21 protein-coding genes are annotated in these 23,817 nt (G+C 61.7%); 19 read left to right on the forward strand and 2 right to left on the reverse strand.

All coding sequences use genetic code 11. The annotated features are described in order from the left end of the window. The 4 genes from RGAI101_RS00615 to mraY form a co-directional block, all read left to right on the forward strand. A partial coding sequence (locus RGAI101_RS00615; RefSeq protein WP_037227001.1) for a peptidoglycan D,D-transpeptidase FtsI family protein occupies positions 1-1,270 on the forward strand: 1,270 nt, incomplete at its 5' end. Between the two features lie 17 nt (positions 1,271-1,287). Next, positions 1,288-2,769, forward strand: coding sequence for a UDP-N-acetylmuramoyl-L-alanyl-D-glutamate--2,6-diaminopimelate ligase (locus tag RGAI101_RS00620; protein ID WP_008228294.1), 1,482 nt, complete (start codon positions 1,288-1,290; stop codon positions 2,767-2,769). Continuing rightward, positions 2,766-4,202: a UDP-N-acetylmuramoyl-tripeptide--D-alanyl-D-alanine ligase gene (locus RGAI101_RS00625; protein ID WP_008226862.1), complete on the forward strand. Its 1,437-nt coding sequence runs from the start codon at positions 2,766-2,768 to the stop codon at positions 4,200-4,202. The genes RGAI101_RS00620 and RGAI101_RS00625 overlap by 4 nt, the downstream gene beginning before the upstream one ends. 32 nt (positions 4,203-4,234) lie before the next feature. Next, positions 4,235-5,317, forward strand: coding sequence for a phospho-N-acetylmuramoyl-pentapeptide-transferase (mraY, locus tag RGAI101_RS00630; protein WP_008227922.1), 1,083 nt, complete (start codon positions 4,235-4,237; stop codon positions 5,315-5,317). A gap of 137 nt (positions 5,318-5,454) precedes the next feature. On the opposite strand, the gene RGAI101_RS00635 is transcribed toward mraY, so the two are convergent. Continuing rightward, the gene (locus RGAI101_RS00635; protein ID WP_008228026.1) at positions 5,455-6,366 is read right to left on the reverse strand and encodes a glutaminase; all 912 of its coding nucleotides are present in this window, start codon (positions 6,364-6,366) and stop codon (positions 5,455-5,457) included. Between the two features lie 47 nt (positions 6,367-6,413). On the opposite strand from RGAI101_RS00635, the gene murD reads away from it, so the two are divergent. Then, the gene (gene murD, locus RGAI101_RS00640) at positions 6,414-7,808 is read left to right on the forward strand and encodes a UDP-N-acetylmuramoyl-L-alanine--D-glutamate ligase (protein ID WP_008228581.1); all 1,395 of its coding nucleotides are present in this window, start codon (positions 6,414-6,416) and stop codon (positions 7,806-7,808) included. A gap of 69 nt (positions 7,809-7,877) precedes the next feature. On the opposite strand, the gene RGAI101_RS00645 is transcribed toward murD, so the two are convergent. Continuing rightward, positions 7,878-9,056, reverse strand: coding sequence for an NAD(P)/FAD-dependent oxidoreductase (locus RGAI101_RS00645; RefSeq protein ID WP_037227004.1), 1,179 nt, complete (start codon positions 9,054-9,056; stop codon positions 7,878-7,880). A gap of 166 nt (positions 9,057-9,222) precedes the next feature. On the opposite strand from RGAI101_RS00645, the gene ftsW reads away from it, so the two are divergent. From ftsW to recN, 14 genes are all read left to right on the forward strand, one after another. Further along, positions 9,223-10,392, forward strand: a complete 1,170-nt coding sequence (ftsW, locus tag RGAI101_RS00650; protein ID WP_008226303.1) for a putative lipid II flippase FtsW — start codon at positions 9,223-9,225, stop codon at positions 10,390-10,392. Continuing rightward, positions 10,389-11,489, forward strand: coding sequence for a UDP-N-acetylglucosamine--N-acetylmuramyl-(pentapeptide) pyrophosphoryl-undecaprenol N-acetylglucosamine transferase (locus RGAI101_RS00655; RefSeq protein ID WP_008226955.1), 1,101 nt, complete (start codon positions 10,389-10,391; stop codon positions 11,487-11,489). The genes ftsW and RGAI101_RS00655 overlap by 4 nt, the downstream gene beginning before the upstream one ends. Further along, positions 11,486-12,901, forward strand: coding sequence for a UDP-N-acetylmuramate--L-alanine ligase (gene murC / locus RGAI101_RS00660; protein ID WP_008225071.1), 1,416 nt, complete (start codon positions 11,486-11,488; stop codon positions 12,899-12,901). Before RGAI101_RS00655 ends, murC begins: the two co-directional genes overlap by 4 nt. Further along, positions 12,902-13,186, forward strand: a complete 285-nt coding sequence (locus RGAI101_RS00665) for a DUF2484 family protein (protein WP_368072182.1) — start codon at positions 12,902-12,904, stop codon at positions 13,184-13,186. It begins immediately after the preceding gene. Next, positions 13,183-13,443: a DUF2484 family protein gene (locus RGAI101_RS00670; RefSeq protein ID WP_008229259.1), complete on the forward strand. Its 261-nt coding sequence runs from the start codon at positions 13,183-13,185 to the stop codon at positions 13,441-13,443. Before RGAI101_RS00665 ends, RGAI101_RS00670 begins: the two co-directional genes overlap by 4 nt. Next, positions 13,440-13,736: a hypothetical protein gene (locus tag RGAI101_RS00675; RefSeq protein ID WP_008226007.1), complete on the forward strand. Its 297-nt coding sequence runs from the start codon at positions 13,440-13,442 to the stop codon at positions 13,734-13,736. Before RGAI101_RS00670 ends, RGAI101_RS00675 begins: the two co-directional genes overlap by 4 nt. Continuing rightward, positions 13,733-14,683: a UDP-N-acetylmuramate dehydrogenase gene (gene murB / locus RGAI101_RS00680; RefSeq protein WP_008226479.1), complete on the forward strand. Its 951-nt coding sequence runs from the start codon at positions 13,733-13,735 to the stop codon at positions 14,681-14,683. Before RGAI101_RS00675 ends, murB begins: the two co-directional genes overlap by 4 nt. A gap of 130 nt (positions 14,684-14,813) precedes the next feature. Further along, positions 14,814-15,692 carry a D-alanine--D-alanine ligase gene (locus RGAI101_RS00685; RefSeq protein WP_008228431.1) on the forward strand — a complete coding sequence of 293 codons (879 nt, stop codon included), beginning with the start codon at positions 14,814-14,816 and terminating at the stop codon, positions 15,690-15,692. Then, positions 15,680-16,567, forward strand: a complete 888-nt coding sequence (locus RGAI101_RS00690) for a cell division protein FtsQ/DivIB (RefSeq protein WP_008226362.1) — start codon at positions 15,680-15,682, stop codon at positions 16,565-16,567. The genes RGAI101_RS00685 and RGAI101_RS00690 overlap by 13 nt, the downstream gene beginning before the upstream one ends. A gap of 4 nt (positions 16,568-16,571) precedes the next feature. Continuing rightward, the gene (ftsA, locus tag RGAI101_RS00695) at positions 16,572-17,906 is read left to right on the forward strand and encodes a cell division protein FtsA (RefSeq protein WP_037227008.1); all 1,335 of its coding nucleotides are present in this window, start codon (positions 16,572-16,574) and stop codon (positions 17,904-17,906) included. 172 nt (positions 17,907-18,078) lie between these two features. Continuing rightward, positions 18,079-19,704: a cell division protein FtsZ gene (gene ftsZ / locus RGAI101_RS00700; RefSeq protein WP_037227010.1), complete on the forward strand. Its 1,626-nt coding sequence runs from the start codon at positions 18,079-18,081 to the stop codon at positions 19,702-19,704. A gap of 346 nt (positions 19,705-20,050) precedes the next feature. Beyond that, complete coding sequence (gene lpxC, locus RGAI101_RS00705) at positions 20,051-20,974, forward strand: UDP-3-O-acyl-N-acetylglucosamine deacetylase (RefSeq protein ID WP_037228839.1); 924 nt, start codon at positions 20,051-20,053, stop codon at positions 20,972-20,974. A gap of 196 nt (positions 20,975-21,170) precedes the next feature. Next, positions 21,171-22,040, forward strand: coding sequence for an outer membrane protein assembly factor BamD (locus tag RGAI101_RS00710; RefSeq protein WP_008228809.1), 870 nt, complete (start codon positions 21,171-21,173; stop codon positions 22,038-22,040). 37 nt (positions 22,041-22,077) lie between these two features. Next, complete coding sequence (gene recN / locus RGAI101_RS00715; protein ID WP_008227184.1) at positions 22,078-23,739, forward strand: DNA repair protein RecN; 1,662 nt, start codon at positions 22,078-22,080, stop codon at positions 23,737-23,739. Positions 23,740-23,817 lie beyond the last annotated feature (78 nt).

Raw genomic sequence — 23,817 nt, forward strand, 5'->3', positions numbered from 1 at the left:
TTTGTTCGCGCCGCGTGACATGCGCCTGTATCCCAACGGTGCCTTGGCCGCACACATCATGGGCGGGGCCAGTTTCGGCAAAGAGGGCGTGCACGGTGCCGAAGTGATCGGCGTTGCCGGGGCGGAAAAATACTTTGACGACTATCTGCGTAATCCGGCCAATGGCAACAAGCCGCTGGAACTGTCCATCGACATGACCGTGCAGGCGGCGTCCGAGCGGATCTTGTATGGCGGCATGAAGCTGATGAACGCCAAGGGTGCCACGTCTGTGTTGATGGACGTTCACACCGGCGAGGTGATCAGCGCTGTGTCATTGCCATCATTCGATCCCAACGATCGCCCCCATGTGGCGGTTTCCGGCGATGCCTCTGACAGCCCGCTGTTCAACCGGTCGGTTCAGGGAGTTTATGAACTGGGATCGGTGTTCAAGATTTTTGCAGCCGCACAGGCCATTGATTTGGGGTTGGTGACCGCCGACACGGTGATCGACACGTCCGGCCCGATGAAGGTCGGCGGCTTTCGCATTGGCGAATTCCACAACAAGAACTACGGAAAACAGACTGTTACCGGGATCATCGTGCACAGTTCGAACCGGGGCTCGGGGCGTCTGGCCTTGCAGATCGGCGCGGAACGGCAGCAGGAATTTCTGAAAAGCCTTGGTTTCTTTGAGCCCACCCCCTTCGAAATTGTCGAAGCGTCGGGCGGCAAGCCCTTGCTGCCGAAACGGTGGGAGGAGCTCAGCTCGGTCACGATTTCCTACGGGCATGGTCTGTCGTCCAGCCCGATGCACCTTGCGGCAGGCTATTCGACGATCGCAAACGGCGGTAAAAAGATCGTGCCGACGTTGCTGAAACAATATGGCCCCAAGATGGGCGAACGTGTGATGTCCGAGAGCACCGCATCTGACGCCCGCAAGATGTTGCGCGCCGTGGTGACCGAAGGCACGGCAAGCTTTGCCGAGGTTCCGGGGTATCAGGTGGCGGGCAAAACCGGCACGGCGGACAAACCCGGCCCGCGCGGTGGCTACCTTGAAGACAAGGTGATCAACACCTTTGCCAGCATGTTTCCTGCCCATGATCCGAAATACGTATTGATCCTGACCCTTGATGAACCTGTTGAAACGTCGGGTGAAAAACCGCGCCGGACGGCGGGGTGGACGGCCGTGCCGATCGCCGCCGAGATGATCCGCCGGATCGCACCTTTGCTGGGGCTCAGACCAACTGTTGAACCGGGCAGTGTCGCTGGTATAACGCTGTCCAGCAGCAACTGATAAAAAGAGCGTCCCCCATGGGCACACAGGCCGTCCCCCTATCCTCACTTGGTCTGACCGCAAAGGGAGAGGCCAACCCCCTGATCACCGGCCTTGCCGTTGACAGCCGTCAGGTGAAGGAGGGGTATCTTTTTGCCGCCTTGCCCGGCAGTACGGTCCACGGGGCGGAATTCATCCAATATGCGCTGCGCATGGGCGCGGCTGCGGTGCTGACCGATGCCACCGGTGCGGCGATGGCCGCCGATCTGATGGCCAGTGCCGGCGTGGCCGTCATTGTCACCGATGCCCCCCGAGAGGCGCTGGCGCGTTCTGCAGCCCTTTGGTTCGGCGCGCAGCCTGCCACGATGATCGCGGTGACCGGCACCAACGGCAAGACGTCTGTCAGCACCTTTGTGCGCCAGATCTGGATCGAAATGGGCCTGTCAGCCGTCAACCTTGGCACGACGGGCGTCGAGGGCGCATGGACCGCCCCGCTGGCCCACACCACGCCCGAACCAATCACCTTGCACCGCGCCTTGGCCGAAGCTGCGGCAAACGGCATCACCCACGCCGCGATGGAGGCGTCCTCTCACGGGCTCGACCAGCGCCGGCTTGATGGCGTGACGCTAAAGGCGGCGGGTTTCACGAATTTCACCCAGGATCATCTGGATTACCACGCGACGTTCGACGCCTATTTCGATGCCAAAGCGGGCCTGTTTTCCCGTGTCCTGCCCGAAGACGGCACTGCCGTGATCAACATCGACGACCCCAAAGGCATCGACATGGCGGCCATCGCCCGCGCGCGCGGGTGCGAAGTCCTGAGCGTCGGCCGTGACGGCGGTGATCTGCACCTGACGGGGCAGCGGTTTGATGCGACGGGGCAGGACCTGCGCTTTGACTGGCGGGGCAAGACCTATCAGAAACGGCTGAACCTGATCGGCGGGTTTCAGGCCGATAACGTGCTGCTGGCCTGCGGGCTGGTCATTGCCTGCGGGGCAAAGCCTGCGGATGTGTTCGACACGATCCCGCATCTGACCACCGTACGGGGCCGCATGCAGTTGGCCGCGACCCGCGACAACGGCGGGGCGGTGTTCGTGGATTACGCCCACACCCCCGATGCCATCTCGACCGCCCTCAAGGCGATGCGCCCCCATGTGATGGGGCGTCTTGTCGCCATCGTGGGGGCGGGCGGCGACCGCGATACGACCAAGCGGCCCCTGATGGGGCAGGCGGCTGCGGCGCATGCGGATCTGGTGTTTGTCACCGACGACAATCCCCGTTCGGAAGACCCCGCAACGATCCGCGCGGCGGTCATAGCCGGTGCGCCTGACGCGACCGAAGTCGGTGATCGCGCCGAAGCCATCTTGCGCGGGATCGACGCCATCGGACCGGGCGATGCGTTGCTGATTGCGGGCAAGGGCCATGAAACCGGGCAGACCATCGGCGATGACGTCTTGCCCTTTGATGATGTGGAACAGGCCAGCGTCGCTGTCGCGGCCTTGGACGGGAGGCTGACATGAGCTTATGGACAGCAACCGAGGCTGCCGCCGCAACGGGCGGTCGTGCGGTCGGGGATTGGTCTTGTGACGGTGTGTCAATCGACACCCGTACCCTTCAGGCGGGCGATCTGTTTGTCGCCCTCAAGGATGTGCGCGACGGGCAGGATTTCGTCGCGACGGCGTTGGAAAAAGGCGCGGGTGCAGCGCTGGTCAGCCGCGTGCCCGACGGCGTGGCCGACGATGCCCCCTTGCTGATCGTCGATGACGTGCTGAAGGGGCTCGAGGCGCTTGGCGCTGCTGCCCGCGCCCGGACAAGCGCCAAGGTGGTCGCGGTGACAGGCAGTGTCGGCAAAACCTCGACCAAGGAGATGCTGCTGGCGATTTTCGCGGATCAGGGCCGCGCCCATGCCTCCGTGGACAGTTATAACAATCACTGGGGCGTGCCGCTGACACTTGCGCGGATGCCTGTCGATACGGACTATGCGGTGATCGAGATCGGGATGAACCATCCCGGAGAAATCTCGCCGCTGGCGATCCTGACCAAGCCTGATGCGGCCATGGTCACCACCGTTGCGGCGGTGCATCTGGAAGCGTTCGACGATGTGGCGGGCATTGCGTTGGAAAAGGCAGCGATTTTCGACGGCCTTGAACCCGGTGGCGTGGCCGTGATCAACGCCGATATCGACCATGCCGCGATCCTGATGGCCAAAGCCGTGGACCGCCGCCTGCGCGACATTGAATTCGGCGAAAATGCCTATCATTTCAAGCTTAAGGATGTGCAGGTCCAGGGCGATGTCACCGTCGTACAGGCGGATGCCGACGGCACGCCGCTGCTGTTCAAGATCGGCACGCCGGGGCGGCATTTCGCGATGAACGCGCTTGGCGCGCTGGCTGTGGCGCAGGCCATGGGGGCCGATCTGGCGCTCGCGGCGGCATCACTGGGCCGTTGGACGCCTTACAAAGGCCGCGGCGTACGCGAGGTGATCCATCTGGACAGCGTCGAAACCCGGATGACGCTCAGCCTGATCGACGACAGCTACAACGCGAACCCGACGTCGATGGCCGCCGCCCTTGAGGTGCTGGCCGCATCGGAAGTGACCCATGACATCGGCCGCGTCAGCAAGGGGCGGCGGATTGCCTATCTGGGCGACATGAAGGAATTGGGCCCTGATGAAATCGCCCTGCATGCGGGGCTGGCGCATCTGGACGCGACCAAAAAGCTGGACGTGATCCATTGCGTAGGTCCCCTGATGCGGTCGCTCTATGATCTGATCCCTGCGCATCAGCGTGGTGACTGGGCTGCGACATCGGCTGAATTGCTGCCGGGCCTCGGGGCACATCTTGACAGTGGCGATGTTGTGCTGGCCAAGGGGTCATTGTCGATGAAATTGGGCCTGATCGTTGACGCGATCCGCAAAATGGGCCATCCGGTCCCGAATGCAGATGCGGGCTAGGCCCCGCAGGATTTTGAGTTAGGACGTAAACGATGCTCTATTGGTTGACCCTGCTGTCGGATGGCGGCGATTTCTTCAACCTTTTCCGCTACATCACCTTTCGGGCGGGCGGGGCGTTTCTGACAGCGTTGGTTTTCGGTTTTCTGTTCGGCAAACCGCTGATTGCCGTGCTGCGTCGCCGGCAAGGCAAAGGCCAGCCCATTCGGGATGACGGCCCCGAGGGGCATTTCATCAAGGCCGGCACGCCGACCATGGGCGGACTGCTGATCGTGGGGGCGCTGTTGACCTCGACCCTGCTGTGGGCGCGGCTGGACAACCCCTTTGTCTGGATGGTGCTGTTCGTGACGATGAGCTTTGCCGCCATCGGCTTTGCCGATGACTATGCCAAGGTCAGCAAACAGACCTCGGCCGGCGTGTCGGGCAAGGTGCGGCTGCTGCTGGGGTTCGCCATTGCGGGCATTTCAGCCTATTGGGCGGCACAATACCACCCTGCAGAGTTGCAGAACCAACTGGCACTGCCGGTGTTCAAGGACACGCTGATCAATCTTGGCTACCTGTTCATTCCGTTCTCAATCATCGTGATCGTGGGCTCTGCCAATGCGGTGAACCTGACCGACGGTCTGGACGGTCTGGCCATCATGCCGGTGATGATCGCGGCGGGGGCGCTTGGCGTGATCGCCTATGCCGTGGGCCGGGTCGACTTTACCGAATATCTTGACGTGCATTATGTGCCGGGCACCGGTGAGATATTGATCTTTACCGCCGGTATCTTTGGCGGGGGGCTGGGCTTCTTGTGGTACAACGCACCGCCTGCCGCCGTGTTCATGGGCGACACCGGATCGCTGGCCCTGGGCGGCGCGTTGGGGGCCATTGCGGTGGCCACCAAGCACGAACTGGTTCTGGCCATCGTCGGCGGTCTGTTCGTGGTCGAGGCGCTGTCGGTGATCATTCAGGTCCTGTATTTCAAGCGCACCGGCAAACGGGTCTTTCTGATGGCCCCGATCCATCACCATTACGAGAAAAAAGGCTGGGCCGAGCCGCAGATCGTCATCCGCTTCTGGATCATCTCGTTGATCCTGGCGATGATTGGTCTGGCGACGCTGAAGGTTCGATAACGGCAACCGAAGGAGGGAGGCCTTGGTGGTTTGTGCTTTAACCGCCAGGGAAACGCCTGCGGCGCGCGGTGTCGGGGGCCAGCCCCCATCGGCCTTTGGCCTCCCCCCCGGAGTTTATTCGGCAAAATGAAGATGGGTCAGAAGATGGACCAGCTCATTGCGCGGGCAAGGCGGGCCATGGCTTCGGTGCCTTTGAGCGAATTGCCGTAGCGGTTCAGACCCGGTGACCAGACGGCGACGCTGGCAACGCGCGGTACGATGGCCAGTATCCCGCCGCCGACGCCGGATTTCGCCGGCAGGCCGACGCGGTAGGCGAAGTCGCCCGAGCCGTCGTAATGGCCACAGGTCAGCATCAATGCGTTCAGCCGCCGGATGCGTTGGGGCAGGATCATGCGGGGCAATTGCGGGGTGTCGATCAGGAAGCGCCCTGACATGGCCAGCTGCCGGGCGGACATTTCGATCGCGCAGTGGTGAAAATACGTGCCGAGGGTTTTTTCCGGCGTGTTGTTCAGGTTGCCGCAGGAGGCAAGGAAATGGGCCAGCGCGAAATTACGGTGGCCGTGGGCCGTTTCGGAGGCCGCGACCGCGTCGTTGATGTGGATGTCGTCATCGCCAGCGGCAGCGCGGATGAATTGCACGATCTCGGCCAGGGTTTCACGCGGTGCGCGGCCTGTCAGGATTTCATCGGTCGTGACGATCGCCCCGGCATTGATGAAGGGGTTGCGCGGACGGCCTGCCTCTTGTTCGAGCTGCACGATGGAGTTGAACGCCTTGCCCGAGGGTTCGCGGCCCACGCGCCGCCACAGCTGATCGCCCGAGCGGCCCAAGGCGATGGCGAGCGTGAAGACCTTGGTGATTGATTGCACCGAAAACGGCGTGTCTGCATCGCCCGCGGTAAATGTCTCACCGTCGGCCGTTGTCACGGCGATCGCGAATTGGGCGGGATCGATATGGGCCAGTTCGGGGATGTAGGACGCAACATCGCCCCAGACGTCGTCTGCGCGCATGTCGTCGTTGAGCTGGGTCAGAATATCTGGCAGAGGGGACATGGAACGCTCCGAAGGGTTTGTCGGGCATCGCTAGCAGGAGATCGGGCATGATACCAGTTCAGGGTTTGGCAGGCGCGAAGGTCGCGATTTTGGGGCTGGGCCGGTCGGGCCTGTCTGCGGCCCGTGCCCTGGCCGCAGGCGGGGCCACGCCCGTGTGTTGGGATGACAATCCGGCCGCGCGGGACAAGGCGGGGGCCGAGGGCTTTGAATGCCTGGACCTGATGAAGGCGGGGGCTTTTGACGACGTTGCACGGTTGATCGTCAGCCCCGGCATTCCACATCTTTATCCCGCGCCCAATCCGGTGATCGTGGCGGCGCAGGATGCGGGCGTCGCGGTGGACAATGACATCGGGCTGTTTTTTCAGAGCTTTGCGACGCAGGACTGGGATGGTTTCGACCAGATGCCCAAAATCATCGCCGTCACGGGATCGAACGGGAAATCCACCACATCGGCGTTGATCCACCACATTTTGAAACATGCAGGCCGGCCGACGCAACTGGCGGGCAATATCGGGCGCGGTGTGTTGGATATCGAACCTGCGATAGATGGCGAGGTCGTGGTGCTGGAGCTGTCGAGCTATCAGACCGATCTGGCGCGGAACCTGACACCGGATATTGCCGTATTCACGAACCTTAGCCCGGATCATCTGGACCGTCATGCGGGGATGGGCGGGTATTTTGCGGCCAAGCGCCGCTTGTTCGCCGAAGGGGGGCCTGACCGGGCGATCATTGGGGTGGACGAAGCCGAGGGGCGCTATCTGGCGGGACAGCTAAGCGAAGGGGCCGCCGATGACCGGGTGATCCGCGTGTCCGTCGATCGCAAGCTGAGCGGGCCGGGCTGGCAGGTGTTTGCGCGCAAGGGGTTCCTGTCCGAGTACCGAAAGGGCAAGCAGGTCGGATCGATCGACTTGCGCGGTGTCACGGGTCTTCCGGGTGCGCATAACCACCAAAATGCCTGTGCAGCATATGCGGCATGCCGGTCGTTGGGCTTTGCGCCCAAGGTGATCGAGGCGGCGTTTGCATCATTCGGGGGCTTGCCGCACCGCAGCCAGACCATTGGCGAGCTGCGCGGGATCAGGTTCGTCAACGACAGCAAGGCCACCAACGTAGACAGCGCGGTCAAGGCTTTGGCAGCGTTCCGCAACATCCGCTGGATTTGTGGTGGCCTTGAGAAAGACGGGGGCCTGGGTGTTTTGACGGCGCCGTTGGAAACCGTGCGCAAGGCCTATGTGATTGGACGCGAGGCGGCGCAGTTCGCGATGAAGCTGGGGGTCGAGGCCGAGGTCTGCGGCACGATGGACGTGGCCGTGGCGCGGGCTGTGGCCGAGGCAGAAGCGGGGGATGTGGTGTTGCTGGCCCCGGCGGCAGCGAGCTTTGACCAGTACGACAGTTTCGAGCGGCGCGGTGAGGATTTTATCGCGCAGGTTCAGACGTATTTGTGAACGGGCCGGGGGCGCTGCCCCCGCAGCCAAAGGCTGCTCCCCCGGGATTTTTTTCCATTTGGAAGCCCGTCAGGGTTTTGCGATGTGACGAGCGGCGGCCATGGCCGAGGACCAGGCCCATTGGAAGTTATACCCGCCAAGCCAGCCGGTGACGTCCACGGATTCGCCGATGAAATAAAGGCCGGGGATGGTTTTTGTTTCCATTGTTTTTGAAGACAGCGCGTCGGTGTCGATGCCGCCAAGGGTGACTTCGGCGGTGCGGTAGCCTTCGGTGCCGGACGGGGTCATCGTCCAGTTCGACAGGGTGTCGCAAAGCGATTGCAGGCGGGTGTCGGACCAGTCGGCCAGATTGCCGGTCAGGTCGAACTGGCTGGCGAGGTGATCCACCAGACGCCCGGGCAGGTGGTGCGCCAGTTCCGTGGTGAAGTTGCGGCGGCCGTAGGTCTGACGTTGAGCGCGCAGTTTTTCAAACAAGTCATTGGCTGGCAGGATGTTGAGGCTGATTTCTGTGCCTTCGTCCCAATAGCTGGAGGCTTGCAGGATTGCAGGACCGGACAGGCCGCGATGAGTGAACAGCAACGCTTCGTCGAATGTCGTGCCGCCGGCGGTGACACGGGCGGGCACTGCCGTGCCCGAGATCGGCGCAAAGCGGGCGTCTGTGAAGGTGAAGGGGACCAGCCCCGCACGGGTCGGGGTGACGGGGATGCCGAAATGGGATGCGATGTCGTAGGCGCGGCCGGTGGCGCCCATCTTGGGGATGGATTTGCCGCCCGAGGCGATGACCAGACGGTCTGCGGTGACAGCTGTGCGACCGTCAGGTGTGATGAGGGACATTGCAAAGCCGCTGTCGGTCTTTCGGATGTCCTCAAGGCTGCTGTTCAGGCGCAGCTCGGCCCCGGCCTTTTGCATCATCTCGCGCAGCATGGCGACGATCTGTTTCGCGGACACATCGCAGAACAGCTGGCCCAGGGTTTTTTCATGCCACGCAATGCGATGGGCGTCGACAAGTTCGATGAAATCCCACTGGGTATAGCGCGCCAGTGCGGATTTCGCGAAATGCGGGTTGGCGCAAATGAAGGCAGCCGGCGTGCAGTGCATGTTGGTGAAATTGCAGCGCCCGCCGCCCGATATCCGGATTTTTTCGCCCGGGGCCTTGGCGTGATCCACCACCAGCACGGATCCACCCACATGGGCCGAGCACATCATACCGGCAGCACCGGCGCCAAGGATCACTGTGGTGTAATGCATGCCAAGCGCTTTGCCCCACGGGGGCCGAAGCGTCAAGGGCGCGCGGGTGGTGGCGGCTTTGTGCGTGGCGGTGGAAAACGGACTAGCCCCACATGAAAATTCAAGGTAGGGTAAAAGCTAGACCCCGAAAAGGGGCGGTTTGAGGCAGTGTAAGGCAGATATTACCATGACAGAAATGGTCTATGGCGCGGTTCCCGTTCGCGATGCGGAGCCTGTTCTTCCCAAATGGTGGCGTACGATCGACAAATGGGCGATGTCCTGCATCCTTATGTTGTTCGCCGTCGGCATGCTGCTGGGGTTGGCCGCGTCGCCGCCGCTGGCCGCCAAGAACGGCTTTGACTCGTTCCACTATGTCCAGCGACAGGCGGTGTTCGGCTTTCTGGCCATCGTCGCAATGTTGTTGACGTCGATGCTGTCGCCCACGGTCGTACGGCGTCTGGCAGTTGTCGGTTTTCTGGTGTCCTTCGTGGCGCTTGCGCTGCTGCCGTTTTTCGGCACGGATTTCGGCAAAGGGGCCGTGCGCTGGTATTCGCTTGGCTTTGCGTCATTTCAGCCCTCCGAGTTCCTGAAGCCGGGGTTCGTGGTGGTGGCCGCCTGGATGATGGCCGCCTCGCTTGAGATCAACGGACCGCCCGGCAGGACATGGTCCTTTGCGCTGTGCATCGCGATTGTCCTGATGCTGGCTTTGCAGCCCGACTTTGGTCAGGCCTGTCTGGTGCTGTTCGGCTGGGGCGTGATGTATTTCATTGCCGGTGCGCCGCTGGTGTTGCTGGTGGGGATGGCCGGGCTGGTCGTCGTTGCGGGCAGCGTGGCCTATTCCAACTCCGAACATTTCGCGCGCCGGATCGACGGGTTTCTGTCGCCTGACGTCGACCCGCGCACCCAGCTGGGATATGCGACCGATGCGATCCGCGAAGGCGGTCTGTTCGGTGTGGGCGTCGGCGAGGGGCAGGTAAAATGGTCGCTGCCCGACGCGCATACCGATTTCATCATCGCTGTCGCAGCCGAGGAATACGGACTGATTCTCGTGATGTGCGTCATCGCGCTTTATGGTGTGGTGGTGGTGCGGTCGTTGCTGCGCCTGGTCCGCGAGCGTGATCCGTTCATCCGCCTTGCCGGCACGGGGCTGGCCTGCATGTTCGGTGTGCAGGCGATGATCAACATGGGTGTCGCGGTGCGGTTGCTGCCTGCCAAAGGCATGACCTTGCCATTTGTCAGCTACGGCGGGTCTTCGGTGATTGCCTCCGGTATCGCAGTTGGTATGTTGTTGGCCTTCACACGGTCGCGGCCCCAAGGGCAAATCAGCGACCTTCTGGGTCGGGGACGAGGCAGATGACATCACCATTGCTGATTATCGCTGCGGGCGGTACGGGCGGGCACATGTTCCCCGCGCAGGCGCTGGCCGAAGTGATGCTGGCGCGCGGCTGGCGCGTGAAGCTCAGCACCGATGCGCGTGGTGCGCGCTATACGGGCGGCTTTCCGCATACCGTCGAAATTCAGCAGATCAGCAGCGCGACTTTCGCGCGGGGTGGTCTTGCGGCCAAGGCGCTGGTGCCGTTCCGCATTTTCGGCGGCGTTGTGGGTGCAATCATGGGGATGATGCGCGACAAGCCTACGGTCGTCGTGGGCTTTGGCGGCTATCCGTCGATACCGGCGCTGACCGCGGCCTGGATATTGCGCAAACCGCGGATGATTCATGAACAAAACGGTGTCCTGGGACGGGTGAACACCCTGTTTGCCAAGCGTGTCGATGCGGTGGCCTGTGGCACGTGGCCCACGGCCTTGCCTGAAGGGGTCGAAGGCTATCATGTCGGCAACCCGGTGCGTGCGTCGGTTCTGGAGCGTGCAGGTGCGGGTTATATCGCGCCGGGTGATTATCCGATGGAACTGCTGGTCATGGGGGGCAGCCAAGGGGCGCGCATCCTGAGCGAAGTCGTGCCGCCCGCCATCGCAAACCTGCCGATGCAGATGCTGCGCAACATTCGCGTCAGTCATCAGGCCCGCGACGAAGACGGCGAACGTGTCTCGAAGTTTTATGCGGAAAACGGCATCAACGCCGATGTGCAGCCGTTTTTCCACGATGTACCGCGCCGCATGTCCGAAGCGCAGCTGGTGATCAGCCGAGCGGGGGCGTCCAGTGTGGCGGACCTTTCGATCATCGGGCGGCCGTCGATCCTGATCCCTTATGCTGCGGCGACCGGGGACCATCAGACTGCCAATGCGCGCGGATTGGTGGATGCCGGGGCGGCGATCCTAGTGCCCGAACATATGGCCAATCCCGACAGCCTGAGCGCGCAAATCGAAATGGTGCTGTCGAACCCCGACGGGGCGTTACAAATGGCGCGGGCGGCCCTGTCGGTGGGCAAACCCGACGCCGCAGAAGAATTGGCCCAGATGGTGGAAGCCTTGGCAAACAAAGGAACACAGACATGAACGCAGCAACCAAGCTTCCTACCGATGTGGGGCCGATCCATTTTGTGGGCATCGGCGGCATTGGCATGTCCGGCATTGCCGAAGTGCTGCTGAACCAGGGGTACCGGGTGCAGGGGTCCGACCTGAAGGCTTCCAAGATCACCAACCGTCTGGTTGAATTGGGGGCCACCGTCTTTGAAGGCCAGCGCGCCGAGAATATCGAGGGGGCCGAGGTCATCGTGATTTCCTCCGCGATCAAGCCGGGCAATCCTGAACTGGATGCCGCGCGTTTCGCCGGACTGCCGATCGTGCGCCGTGCCGAAATGCTGGCCGAGCTGATGCGCCTGAAATCCAACATCGCCGTGGCGGGGACGCATGGCAAGACCACGACCACCACGATGGTTGCAGAGCTGCTGGTCAAGGGCGGCATTGACCCCACAGTCGTGAACGGCGGGATCATCCACGCTTATGGATCGAACGCGCGGATGGGGCAGGGCGAATGGATGGTGGTCGAGGCCGACGAATCCGACGGCACGTTCAACCGGCTGCCAGCGACCATCGCGATCGTCACCAACATCGACCCCGAGCACATGGAACATTGGGGGAATTTCGACACGCTGCGTCAGGGGTTCCTTGATTTCGTGTCGAACATTCCGTTCTACGGTCTGGCGATCTGCTGCATCGACCACCCCGAGGTGCAGGCGCTGGTCGGCAAGATCACGGACCGCCGCGTGATGACCTATGGGTTCAACGCACAGGCCGATGTGCGCGCCGTCAACCTGCATTACAAGGCTGGCGTGGCGCATTTCGACATCCAGTTCCAGAGCGAAGACATCACGATCAAGGATTGCAGTCTGCCGATGCCGGGGGATCACAACGTTTCCAACGCGCTTGCCGCTGTTGCCGTGTCGCGCCACCTTGGGATCAAGGGTGAAGAAATCCGGGCCGCCTTGGCCGGTTTCGGCGGTGTGAACAGGCGCTTTACCAAGGTGGGCGAAGTTGATGGTGTGTCGATCATCGACGACTACGGCCACCATCCGGTTGAGATTACCGCCGTTCTCAAGGCTGCGCGCCAAGCGACCGAGGGGCGCGTGATCGCTGTCCACCAGCCGCATCGCTACAGCCGCCTTAGCCACCATTTCGATGAATTCTGCGCCTGTTTCAACGATGCCGACGTAGTGGGCATTGCCGAAGTCTATGCCGCTGGCGAAGACCCCATTCCGGGGGCCAGCCGCGATGATCTGGTCGCAGGCCTGATCCGTCACGGCCACCGTCACGCCCGCGCCGTCCAAAGCGAAGAGGATCTGGCGCGGTTGGTGAAAGAGCAGGCCGGTCCGGGCGATATGGTGGTCTGTCTGGGGGCCGGTACGATCAGCACCTGGGCCAACAGCCTGCCTGCCACGCTTGAGGCGATGAAAAAGGAAACCGTCTAGGTGGCGCTTTCTACCCGGATCGGGGGGGGCGCGATGACGTTGGTCTGGCTGTGCCTCTTGTGGGTCTTCCTGTCCGTTACCGTCGCGACGTTGCCCTTGCGGATGCAATATATTCCCGGCACGGTATTGATGGCTGCGGCTCCGGTGCTGGTCGTGATGATCGGCCTTCAGGTCGGTTGGGTTTACGGCGCGCTTGCGTTTGCTGCCTTTGTGTCGATGTTCCGCAACCCCTTGCGTTTTTTGCTGGCAAAGCTGCGCGGACAAAACCCCGAGGTGCCAAGATGAGCCTGTCGTTTATCCTTGCCTGTCTTTGGGCCGTGATTGCCAATATCCTGGCGATGACCCCCAGTTCCGACAACCACTGGCGCAACGCCTATATCCTGATCGCGGTCGGCATTCCGATTTTGGGGCTTGTCACCATGCACCACGGCCCATGGGCCGGATTGCTGGTTTTGGCGGCGGGCTGTTCGGTCCTGCGCTGGCCGGCGATCTATCTGATGCGCTGGCTGCGGCGCGGTGCATTGCGGGGCCCTGCGGAATGAGCGGGACACTTGCCCTGCTGATTGCTGTTCTGGCCGTGTTGATGCTGGCATCGGGCTGGTGCGGCTATTCCAAGAGGTTCCTCGGGTTTCTGGGCGTATTGGTCATCGGGCTTGCGCTGAACGGCGCTTGGATGGTCTGGGGCCTTGGGGCGAAACCCTTCGAGACACCCGTCATTGCGGCCCAGATGGCGGCGGTGGGCTATGCAATCTGTGCTTTTGGGACGGGCTGGTTGATCGGGCGGCTGGTCCGGCAATTCCGCGCCACGCGTATCGAAAAAGGCCGTCAGTCATGACCGATGTCGAAACAGGGGCCCCGCAGCCCGAAATCTCTTTTCCCGACATGCGCGGCAAGCTGACGCCGCAGCGCCCGCTGAACGAATTGACATGGCTGCGCGTGGGCGGGGCGGCGGATTACCTGTACCAACCCGCCGATGCCGAAGATCTGGCTGCCTTTATGCGGGCGGTCCCGCAGGATATCGCGATTTTCCCGATGGGCGTCGGGTCCAACCTGATCGTGCGCGACGGTGGCTTGCGCGCTGTGGTGATCCGGCTGGGGCGCGGTTTCAACGGGATCGAAATCTCTGGCGACCGGGTGACGGCGGGGGCGGCTGCCCTTGATGCGCATGTGGCACGCAAGGCGGCGGATGCAGGATTGGACCTGACATTCCTGCGCACCATTCCGGGCAGCATCGGCGGTGCGGTGCGGATGAACGCGGGCTGCTATGGCAGCTATACGGCAGACCACTTTGTCAGCGCCGAAGCCATCACACGGGCAGGGGACTACATCACCCTGACAGCCGAGGACCTTCAGTTTCAATACCGCCAGACGGCACTCGAGGACGGTTGCGTCATCGTTTCGGCCACGTTTCACCCGCCCAAAGGTGAGCCTGAAGAATTGCACAGTCGCATGGAAGAGCAACTGCGCAAACGCGATGAAACCCAACCGACCAAGGACCGCAGCGCGGGATCGACCTTCCGCAACCCGGCTGGTTTCTCAAGCACCGGAGAGGCCGATGACAGCCATGCGCTGAAGGCCTGGAAGGTGATCGATGACGCCGGAATGCGGGGTGCCACCATTGGTGGTGCACAGATGAGCCCCAAGCACCCCAACTTCCTGATCAACACGGGCAATGCGACGGCGGCTGATTTGGAAGCTTTAGGCGAAGACGTGCGAAAAAAGGTTTACGATTCCAGCGGTATCACGCTAGAGTGGGAAATTATGCGGATCGGCGAACCATAATCGTTCGGGCGCACAGGCACGGCACCGCATTGCGGTAAATCTAAGATAAATAAGGGTCGCCAAAGACCCGGTTGAAAAGGCACATCGAGTGGGAATGTCGAGCAGGACACCCCCGAAAGTGGCGGTATTGATGGGTGGCCCTTCGGCTGAGCGCGAAGTGTCGTTGTCATCGGGGCGCGCATGCGCCGCCGCTTTGCGGGACAGGAATTTTGATGTTGTCGAGGTCGATGCAGGCCCCGATCTGTGCGCGGACCTGCGTGCCGTGGCCCCCGATGTCGTGCTGAATTGTCTGCATGGCCGCTGGGGCGAAGACGGCTGCGTGCAGGGCATTCTGGAATGGATGCACATCCCCTACAGCCACTCCGGCGTGCTGGCCTCGGCGCTTGCGATGGACAAGCAGCGCAGCAAGGACGTGTTCCGCACCGTGGGCCTGCCCGTCGTCGAGAGCATCATCGCACTGGCCTCTGATGTGCGTGCCGGCCATGTGATGGCCCCGCCTTATGTGGTCAAACCCAACAACGAAGGGTCATCCGTCGGCGTCTATCTGGTGGATGTCGAAAACAATGGCCCGCCGCAGTTGGACGACAATATGCCCGACTACGTGATGGTCGAACAGTTTGCTGCGGGGCGCGAGCTGACGACGACCGTGATGGGGCAGCGCGCGCTGACCGTGACCGATATTCTGACCACCGGCTGGTATGATTACGACGCGAAATACAAGGAAGGCGGATCGACCCATATCGTCCCCGCCGACATCCCTCAGGACATTTTCGATCTGTGTCTGGATTACGCGTTGCGGGCCCATAACGCGCTTGGCTGCCGCGGTGTCAGCCGCACCGATTTCCGCTGGGATGAATCCCGCGGGGTGGACGGGTTGATCCTGCTGGAAACCAACACCCAGCCCGGCATGACGCCGACATCGCTGTCGCCCGAACAGGCGCAGGCGGTGGGTATTTCGTTCGGCGACCTTTGCGCCTGGATGGTGGAGGACGCGTCGTGCCATCGCTGATCAACCGCGTCAAACCGGCGAAATCCCTGCGACCTGATCCTGCACCGTCCCGTTGGGCGTGGCGGATGCAGCGCCTGATGCTGACGCCGACCTTCCGGTTCGGGCTGCGGGTCGGTATGCCGTTTTGCCTGTCGTTGATTGCGGGCACGATCTATCTTTCCGACGATGCGCGGCGCGCGCAGATCACCGATATCTACACGAACACCCGCGCAAGCATCGAACAGCGCCCCGAATTCATGGTCAAGCTGATGGCCATCGACGGGGTCAAGGACCAGTTGGCGGCCGATGTGCGCGCCGCCGTGCCTGTTGAATTTCCCACCAGCTCCTTTGATCTGGACCTGCCTGCGATGCGTGCCACCCTGATGGCATTGCCTGGCGTCAAGCAGGCGACCTTGCGCATCAAACCCGGCGGATTGCTGCATGTCGACGTGCAGCCGCGCGTTCCGGTCGCTGTGTGGCGCACGGAAGACGGACTGGTTCTGGTAGACATCGAAGGCCGCGCCATCGGTGCCATTGCGCATCGCGGCGAACGCAATGACTTGCCGCTTGTGGTGGGCGACGGGGCTGATACCCGCCTTACCGAAGCGCTTCAGCTGAACCGGGCCGCGGCCCCGCTGGGCGATCGTCTGCGCGGTCTGGTGCGTATGGGGGAACGGCGGTGGGACGTGGTTCTGGACCGTGACCAGCGAATTCTTCTGCCCGAAACCGGTGCCGTGCAGGCGCTGGAGCGGGTGATCGCGCTGGAAGGCGCTCAAGAGGTTTTGACCCGCGATGTTGCGCGGGTCGACATGCGGTTGGCGCAAAGACCAACCGTACAAATGAATAAAGAGGCCACCCAAGAATGGTGGCGTATCAGGCAGATTTCGGGGCAATGAGAATATGATGGACCTATACGATAGTCAGCGGTCAATGCGGCACATGCGCAAGCTTGCGATGCAGCGCGGGGTTGTGGCAATTCTGGATGTGGGCACCTCAAAGATTGCCTGTCTGGTCTTGCGCTTCGACGGCTCGGGCCGGATGTCAGAAGAGGGCGAGATCGGGTCGCTCGCGGGTCAGTCCGGCTTTCGGGTGATCGGTGCGGCAACGACGCGGTCACGCGGGGTTCGCTTTGGTGAAATCTGCGCGATGCAGGAAACCGAACGCGCGGTGCGCACGGCCTTGCAGGCTGCACAGAAGATGGCAAATATCCGCGTCGATCATGTGATTGCGTGTTTTTCAGGGGCTGAACCGCGCAGCTATGGCCTGGATGCGACCATTGATCTGGAAGGGCAGGTGGTGTCCGAGCAGGACGTGGCGCAAGTGCTGGCCAGCTGCGATGTCCCCGAATACGGCGATGACCGCGAGGTGCTGCACGCGCAGCCTGTCAACTTTGCGATTGATAACCGCTCGGGCCTGTCCGACCCGCGCGGACAACTGGGCAATGCGCTGTCCGTTGACATGCACATGCTGACCGTCGACGCCGCCGCCGTCCAGCATCTGGCCCATTGTATCAAGCGCTGCGATCTGGAACTGGCCGGCATTGCATCGTCTTCCTATGTCTCGGGTATCTCATCGCTGGTCGAGGATGAACAGGAACTGGGGGCTGCCTGCATCGACTTCGGGGGCGGGTCCACATCCGTGTCGATCTTCATCCGCAAGCACATGATCTACGCAGACAGTGTGCGCATGGGCGGAGATCACATCACCTCCGATATCTCGATGGGATTGCAGGTCCCGACTGCCAATGCAGAGCGGATCAAGACATTCTACGGCGGGGTGCATGCGACCGGCATGGACGACCGCGAGATGATTGATATCGGCGGCGATACCGGTGATTACGAACACGACCGCCGCACCGTCAGCCGCGCCGAACTTATCGGCATCATGAGGCCCCGTGTCGAAGAGATCCTGGAAGAAGTCCGCGCACGCCTGGATGCCGCCGGGTTCGATCACCTTCCCAGCCAGCAGATCGTGCTGACCGGCGGTGGCAGCCAGATCCCGGGTCTGGACGGGTTGGCCAGCAGGATTCTGGGCCAGCAGGTACGCCTTGGCCGTCCGTTGCGCGTGCACGGTTTGCCTCAGGCGGCGACGGGCCCCGGATTTGCCTCTGCCGTGGGGCTGGCGCTGTTCGCAGCCCACCCGCAGGACGAATGGTGGGATTTCGACATTCCCGCCGATCGCTACCCTGCACGGTCGCTCAAGCGCGCTGTCAAGTGGTTCAGAGACAATTGGTAACCCCATATGCGGTGTGGAAACCGAAATCCTGCGAGAAGTGGCAAAAAAGCGCCCAGATACTGTGGTAAAACTGTGTTTTTTAGGTGACGCACCCGTCTATTCTCTGTAAGATCGGGTTAATTCATCGAAAAAATGCCCCGCAAGCGGGCAAAACAATACAGGCGGACGGCTCATGACTCTTAACCTTTCCATGCCAGGACAAAGTGACCTCAAGCCCCGGATTACCGTTTTCGGTGTCGGCGGGGCGGGCGGTAACGCCGTGAACAACATGATCGAGAAGAACCTCGATGGTGTTGAATTCGTGGTGGCGAATACCGATGCGCAAGCGTTGCAGCAGGCCAAGGCCGAAAGCCGCATCCAACTGGGCATGAAAGTGACCGAAGGTCTGGGCGCGGGCGCACGTGCCACTGTCGGGGCCGCCGCTGCCGAGGAAAGCATTGAACAGATCGTTGATCACCTTGCCGGTGCGCACATGTGTTTCATCACGGCCGGTATGGGCGGGGGCACCGGGACAGGTGCCGCACCGATCATCGCGCAAGCCGCGCGTGAACTGGGTGTCCTGACCGTTGGCGTCGTGACCAAGCCGTTCCAGTTCGAAGGCAACAAGCGTATGCGTCAGGCCGAAGACGGCGTCGAAGCGCTGCAAAAGGTCGTCGATACGCTGATCATCATTCCCAACCAGAACCTGTTCCGTCTGGCGAATGAGAAAACCACATTTACCGAAGCCTTCTCCATGGCGGATGACGTCCTGTATCAAGGTGTCAAAGGCGTGACCGATCTGATGGTCCGTCCCGGCCTGATCAACCTCGACTTTGCCGACGTGCGCGCCGTGATGGACGAGATGGGCAAAGCCATGATGGGCACGGGCGAGGCCGAAGGCGAAGATCGCGCGATCCAGGCCGCAGAGAAGGCGATAGCGAACCCGCTGCTGGACGAAATCAGCTTGCGTGGTGCCAAGGGCGTTCTGATCAACATCACCGGCGGTCACGATCTGACCCTGTTCGAACTGGACGAAGCGGCAAACCGCATCCGCGAAGAAGTCGATCCGGACGCCAACATCATCGTCGGGTCCACGCTGGACACCGAAATGGGTGGTATGATGCGCGTCAGCGTCGTGGCTACCGGTATTGATGCCGTTGACGTGAACACTGAAATGCCAGTGCCGCGCCGTTCCATGTCGCAGCCTTTGCCGCAAAAGACAGTCGCACCGGCCCCAGCCGCTGCCGAGCAGGCTCCGGCCCCCGTCGCGGCGCAGGTTGAATACGAAGAAGACCAGCCGCAGTTGTTCGAAGACGCGGCATCGGCCGATCAGGGTGGGTATTCTGACGACGTGTTCGAAGATATCGCGGCAGAAGCTGATGATTTGCCACCCCCGGCATACCGTCCCGAGGTGACATCCTTTGAACCACGCCGTGAGGTCTATGAAGAAGAGACCGCGCAGGAAGCCTTCGTAGCGCCACGCGCGCCGGCCCCCGGCACGCCGTCGCCCGAAGCTCTTGCACGGTTGCGTGCGGCCGCGCAAAAGGCGTCGCCACAGGCGCAACAGCGTACACAGCCACAGGCACAGCAGCGCCCGCAGCCTGCTGCCCCTGAGCAGGGTGAAAAGCGGTTCGGTATCAATTCGCTGATCAACCGCATGACCGGACATGCCGAAGCCGAGGCACCACAGCGCCCCGTGCGCCAGCAGCCGCCGGTCCAGACCCGCGCATCTTCGGCAGCACCACAGCCGCGTGACATGCAAGACGAAGATCAAGAGCGTATCGAGATCCCCGCGTTCCTGCGTCGCCAGGCAAACTAAGACGCCCCAAGGCGCGTCTGACAAGATCTGAAAAGGCCACCCTTTCGGGTGGTCTTTTTGCATTCCGCCGCGGATCTATTCGCCGCGATGCAGCAATATTGGTTGTAACAACACTGAAATATCCGGGTATTTGACGAATAAATCATCACGCTTTTCGGCGTTTCAGCCATTCGTGGCATCATCTTTATTCATTTATTTCAAAGGGTTGCTAGGTCGTGGGCGCGTTTGTGCCCGATTGTGACAGTGATGTTTCAGTCCGTAGCAATCATTGAATTGAGCATTCGGAACGGCATCGCTAGACCATTGTTTAACTTAGACAGACGATCTTTGGACATTGGAATATACCGTGCAGACAACCATCAAGACAGCGATCAGCTTTAGCGGGGCAGGCCTTCATTCGGGTCAGCCTGCGACCGTTACGATCCGTCCGGCCAGCGCACATCATGGCATCTGGTTTTCACGCAGCGATGTGCATGTCGGCGACCGGCTGATCCCGGCCCGCTGGGATGCCGTCAACCGGTCGCCCCTGTGTACGAAGCTTGAAAATGCCTCCGGTCTGTCCGTGTCCACCGTTGAACATCTGATGGCTGCCCTCGCGGGCTGCGGTATCCACAACGCGCTGATCGAAATTGATGGCGGCGAAGTGCCGATCCTTGACGGGTCTGCCGCCCCCTTCGTACGAGGCATCATGCAGCGTGGCGTGCGGGCCCTTGCAGCCCCCGTGCGGGTGTTTGAAGTGCTTAAGTCCGTGACCGTGACGGATGGCGACGCCTCTGCCACCATCGCGCCAAGCCACACGATGGTCATCGATTTCGAGATCGACTTTGTAGATGCCGCAATTGGCCGCCAAAAGAAAACGCTGGTCATGAACAACGGGTCCTTTGCCCGTGAACTGTGCGACAGCCGTACATTCTGCCGTCAGGCCGACGTCTTGTCGATGCAGGCAAACGGTTTGGCGCTTGGGGGTAACCCCGGTGAAAACGCAGTCGTGTTCGATGGCGACAAGGTGCTGAGCCCCGGTGGCCTGCGTCACGCGGACGAACCTGTGCGCCACAAGATGCTGGACGCTTTGGGCGATCTGGCGTTGGCGGGGGCACCGTTGATCGGGCACTACACTGGGGTCCGTGCGGGCCATTCGCTGACCAACACATTGCTGCGCGCGCTGTTCGCAACGCCCGGTGCCGTGCGTATGGTGGAATGTGACATGGAAATGTCGGCACGCTTGCCCGGATACGGTCTGGTCTGGGATGAAATCCCTGCCGTTGCGTGAAAGAAAGATCAACCATCTTGCTAGGTTGAAACTCCCTACGCGCTTGGTTAATCCTATATCGAAGACAGCAAGCAGCCGTGAGTGCTGCGCGCGCTGCAATGCGTAATGCCCGTTTTGTTGCACAATACATTGTGCTAGTCATGGGCAGGCGCGTATCGTAAAGCGTGGCTGGTGGAATGAAACGAGGGTGTTCAGCATGACAAGTGCGAAGTCGCGCAAGCGGTTGGTCGGTGCGGTGCTTGTGGTTGCGGCCCTTGGCGCATGCGGCAGCCAAGATACAGGCCGTTTTACCAAAAGTTTCTTTAACCCACAGGAAGTGCCGCTCGAAACCTATTCAGCAGAGCAGATTTTCGAGCGTGGCGAATTTGAACTGAACCGCAAACGGCCTGCCGAAGCGGCCGAGTATTTCTCTGAGATCGAGCGCCTCTATCCCTACTCCGAATGGGCGAAACGTGCGCTGATCATGCAGGCCTTTGCCTTTCATCAGGATCAGGACTATCCCAACAGTCGCTCTGCGGCGCAGCGGTTCATCGACTTCTTTCCTGATGATGATGACGCGGCCTATGCCAGCTACCTTCTGGCGCTCAGCTATTATGACCAGATCGACGAAGTCGGGCGCGATCAGGGTCTGACGTTTCAGGCACTGCAATCCCTGCGTCAGGTGATCGAGAATTATCCTGACAGCGAATATGCCCGCGCGGCTGTGCTGAAATTCGATCTCGCGTTCGACCATCTGGCCGGCAAAGAGATGGAAGTCGGTCGCTATTACCTGCGCCGCAAACATTACACCGCGTCGATCAATCGCTTCCGTGTCGTGGTCGAAGACTTCCAGACCACATCGCACACCGCCGAAGCCTTGCACCGTCTGGTCGAAGCTTACCTTTCGCTTGGTCTCACCAACGAGGCGCAGACGGCAGGGGCGATCCTTGGCTACAACTACCAGTCGACCGAATGGTATGCCGCCAGCTATGCCTTGCTGACCGGTAAGGGGCTCGAGATGAAATCTCTGGGCAACAACTGGCTAAGTGCGATTTACCGTCAAAGCATCAAGGGCGACTGGATCTGACGCGTCCCCTCGGTTGGTCCCACACGGAAATTCATCCATGTTACGCGGCTTAGATATCTCGGATATGTTGATCATCGACCGGCTGGAACTTGCGTTTCAGCCGGGTTTGAACGTTCTGACCGGCGAAACCGGCGCGGGCAAGTCGATCTTGCTGGACAGCCTGGGTTTTGTTCTGGGCTGGCGCGGCCGCGCCGATCTGGTGCGCCAGGGGGCGGCACAGGGCGAGGTTACGGCATGGTTCGATCTGCCAGAGGGCCATGCCGCCCATGCGGTGCTGGAGGAAGCAGGCCTTCCCAGCGGGCCGGAGCTGATCTTGCGGCGCATCAACGGGTCGGACGGGCGCAAGACGGCGTGGGTCAACGACCGCCGCTGTTCTGGCGAGGTACTGCGCGCCTTGTCGGAAACCTTGGTGGAATTGCATGGCCAGCATGATGATCGCGGTCTGCTGGACCCCAAAGGGCACCGCGCGATACTGGATGAATTTGCGGCCAACGCTGCGCTGCGCGACAAGGTCCGCAAGGCGTGGTCTGCGCTGGCCGCCGCCCGCAAGGCTGCCAAGCTGGCCGCCGCTGAACGGGACGCAATTGCCGCAGAAGAAGAATTCCTGCGCCATGCCGTGGGTGAACTGGACAAGCTGAACCCCGAAGCAGGCGAGGAAGCCCAACTGGATGTTCGCCGCCGCACGATGCAAAGCGCGGAAAAGATCCGGTCCGACGTCGTGAATGCCTATGAGATGATGGGGCAGGGTGGCGCTGAAACCCAGCTTGGCGATGCGCTGCGCTGGCTGGACGGTGTGGCGGACAAGGCCGATGGCACGCTCGAGGCCCCGATGGCCGCGCTGTCGCGTGCGATCATCGAACTGGACGAGGCGATGGAAGGCGTGGTGGCGGCGATAGACACCATGTCGTTCAACCCGCTTGAGCTGGAAGAAACCGAAGAACGCCTGTTTGCGATCCGTGCCCTTGCGCGCAAGCATGAAGTGGCACCGGATGATCTGGCTGGTTTTGCCGACACGTTGCGCAACAAGCTTGATGCGCTGGATGCCGGCGAAGCGGCACAGGCAGGGCTTGAGAAGGCCGTGCGCGATGCCCAAGCCGCCTATGATGACGCCGCCGACGCGCTGACGGCTGCGCGTGCCAAGGCGGCAGGCAAGCTCGACAAGGCGGTCGCGGCTGAACTGGCCCCCCTCAAGATGGAGCGCGCGGTGTTCCAGACCCAGATCACCGCCGAACCCGCAGGGCCCGAGGGGCGCGATGCCGTGTCCTTTACCGTGGCCACAAACCCCGGCGCACCGGCCGGACCATTGGGCAAGATCGCCTCGGGCGGGGAACTAAGCCGCTTTTTGCTGGCGCTGAAGGTCTGTTTGGCGAAGGGGCAGACCGGGCTGACTATGATTTTCGATGAAATCGACCGGGGCGTGGGCGGGGCAACCGCCGATGCCGTGGGGCGGCGGTTGGCGGCGTTGTCGCAGGGCGGTCAGGTGCTTGTTGTGACCCATTCACCGCAGGTTGCAGCCCTTGGCGCGCATCATTGGCGGGTGTCGAAATCGGTCTCGAAGGGCATGACATTGTCCACCGTCACGCCGCTGTCCGACCCCGAGCGCGTGGACGAAGTCGCGCGGATGCTGGCAGGTGACACGATCACAGACGCTGCCCGCGCCGCTGCGCGCGAACTTTTGGGCGATCAATTCGCCAACTAACTCCGGTGACGTGCATGGTGGGGCTTTTATCACTGCAGCGTTCGTCCTAGACAAGGGGCGTCCCAGATCAAAAGCAGC

The organism is Roseobacter sp. GAI101 (genome assembly GCF_000156335.1).
Classification (GTDB): domain Bacteria; phylum Pseudomonadota; class Alphaproteobacteria; order Rhodobacterales; family Rhodobacteraceae; genus Sulfitobacter.

Coding starts and splice junctions, on each gene's coding strand:
- RGAI101_RS00620 (WP_008228294.1), top strand. CDS start 1,288: ATGGGCACACAGGCCGTCCCCCTATCCTCACTTGGTCTGACCGCAAAG.
- RGAI101_RS00625 (WP_008226862.1), top strand. CDS start 2,766: ATGAGCTTATGGACAGCAACCGAGGCTGCCGCCGCAACGGGCGGTCGT.
- mraY (WP_008227922.1), top strand. CDS start 4,235: ATGCTCTATTGGTTGACCCTGCTGTCGGATGGCGGCGATTTCTTCAAC.
- RGAI101_RS00635 (WP_008228026.1), bottom strand. CDS start 6,366: ATGTCCCCTCTGCCAGATATTCTGACCCAGCTCAACGACGACATGCGC.
- murD (WP_008228581.1), top strand. CDS start 6,414: ATGATACCAGTTCAGGGTTTGGCAGGCGCGAAGGTCGCGATTTTGGGG.
- RGAI101_RS00645 (WP_037227004.1), bottom strand. CDS start 9,056: ATGCATTACACCACAGTGATCCTTGGCGCCGGTGCTGCCGGTATGATG.
- ftsW (WP_008226303.1), top strand. CDS start 9,223: ATGACAGAAATGGTCTATGGCGCGGTTCCCGTTCGCGATGCGGAGCCT.
- RGAI101_RS00655 (WP_008226955.1), top strand. CDS start 10,389: ATGACATCACCATTGCTGATTATCGCTGCGGGCGGTACGGGCGGGCAC.
- murC (WP_008225071.1), top strand. CDS start 11,486: ATGAACGCAGCAACCAAGCTTCCTACCGATGTGGGGCCGATCCATTTT.
- RGAI101_RS00670 (WP_008229259.1), top strand. CDS start 13,183: ATGAGCCTGTCGTTTATCCTTGCCTGTCTTTGGGCCGTGATTGCCAAT.
- RGAI101_RS00675 (WP_008226007.1), top strand. CDS start 13,440: ATGAGCGGGACACTTGCCCTGCTGATTGCTGTTCTGGCCGTGTTGATG.
- murB (WP_008226479.1), top strand. CDS start 13,733: ATGACCGATGTCGAAACAGGGGCCCCGCAGCCCGAAATCTCTTTTCCC.
- RGAI101_RS00685 (WP_008228431.1), top strand. CDS start 14,814: ATGGGTGGCCCTTCGGCTGAGCGCGAAGTGTCGTTGTCATCGGGGCGC.
- ftsA (WP_037227008.1), top strand. CDS start 16,572: ATGATGGACCTATACGATAGTCAGCGGTCAATGCGGCACATGCGCAAG.
- ftsZ (WP_037227010.1), top strand. CDS start 18,079: ATGACTCTTAACCTTTCCATGCCAGGACAAAGTGACCTCAAGCCCCGG.
- RGAI101_RS00710 (WP_008228809.1), top strand. CDS start 21,171: ATGACAAGTGCGAAGTCGCGCAAGCGGTTGGTCGGTGCGGTGCTTGTG.
- recN (WP_008227184.1), top strand. CDS start 22,078: ATGTTACGCGGCTTAGATATCTCGGATATGTTGATCATCGACCGGCTG.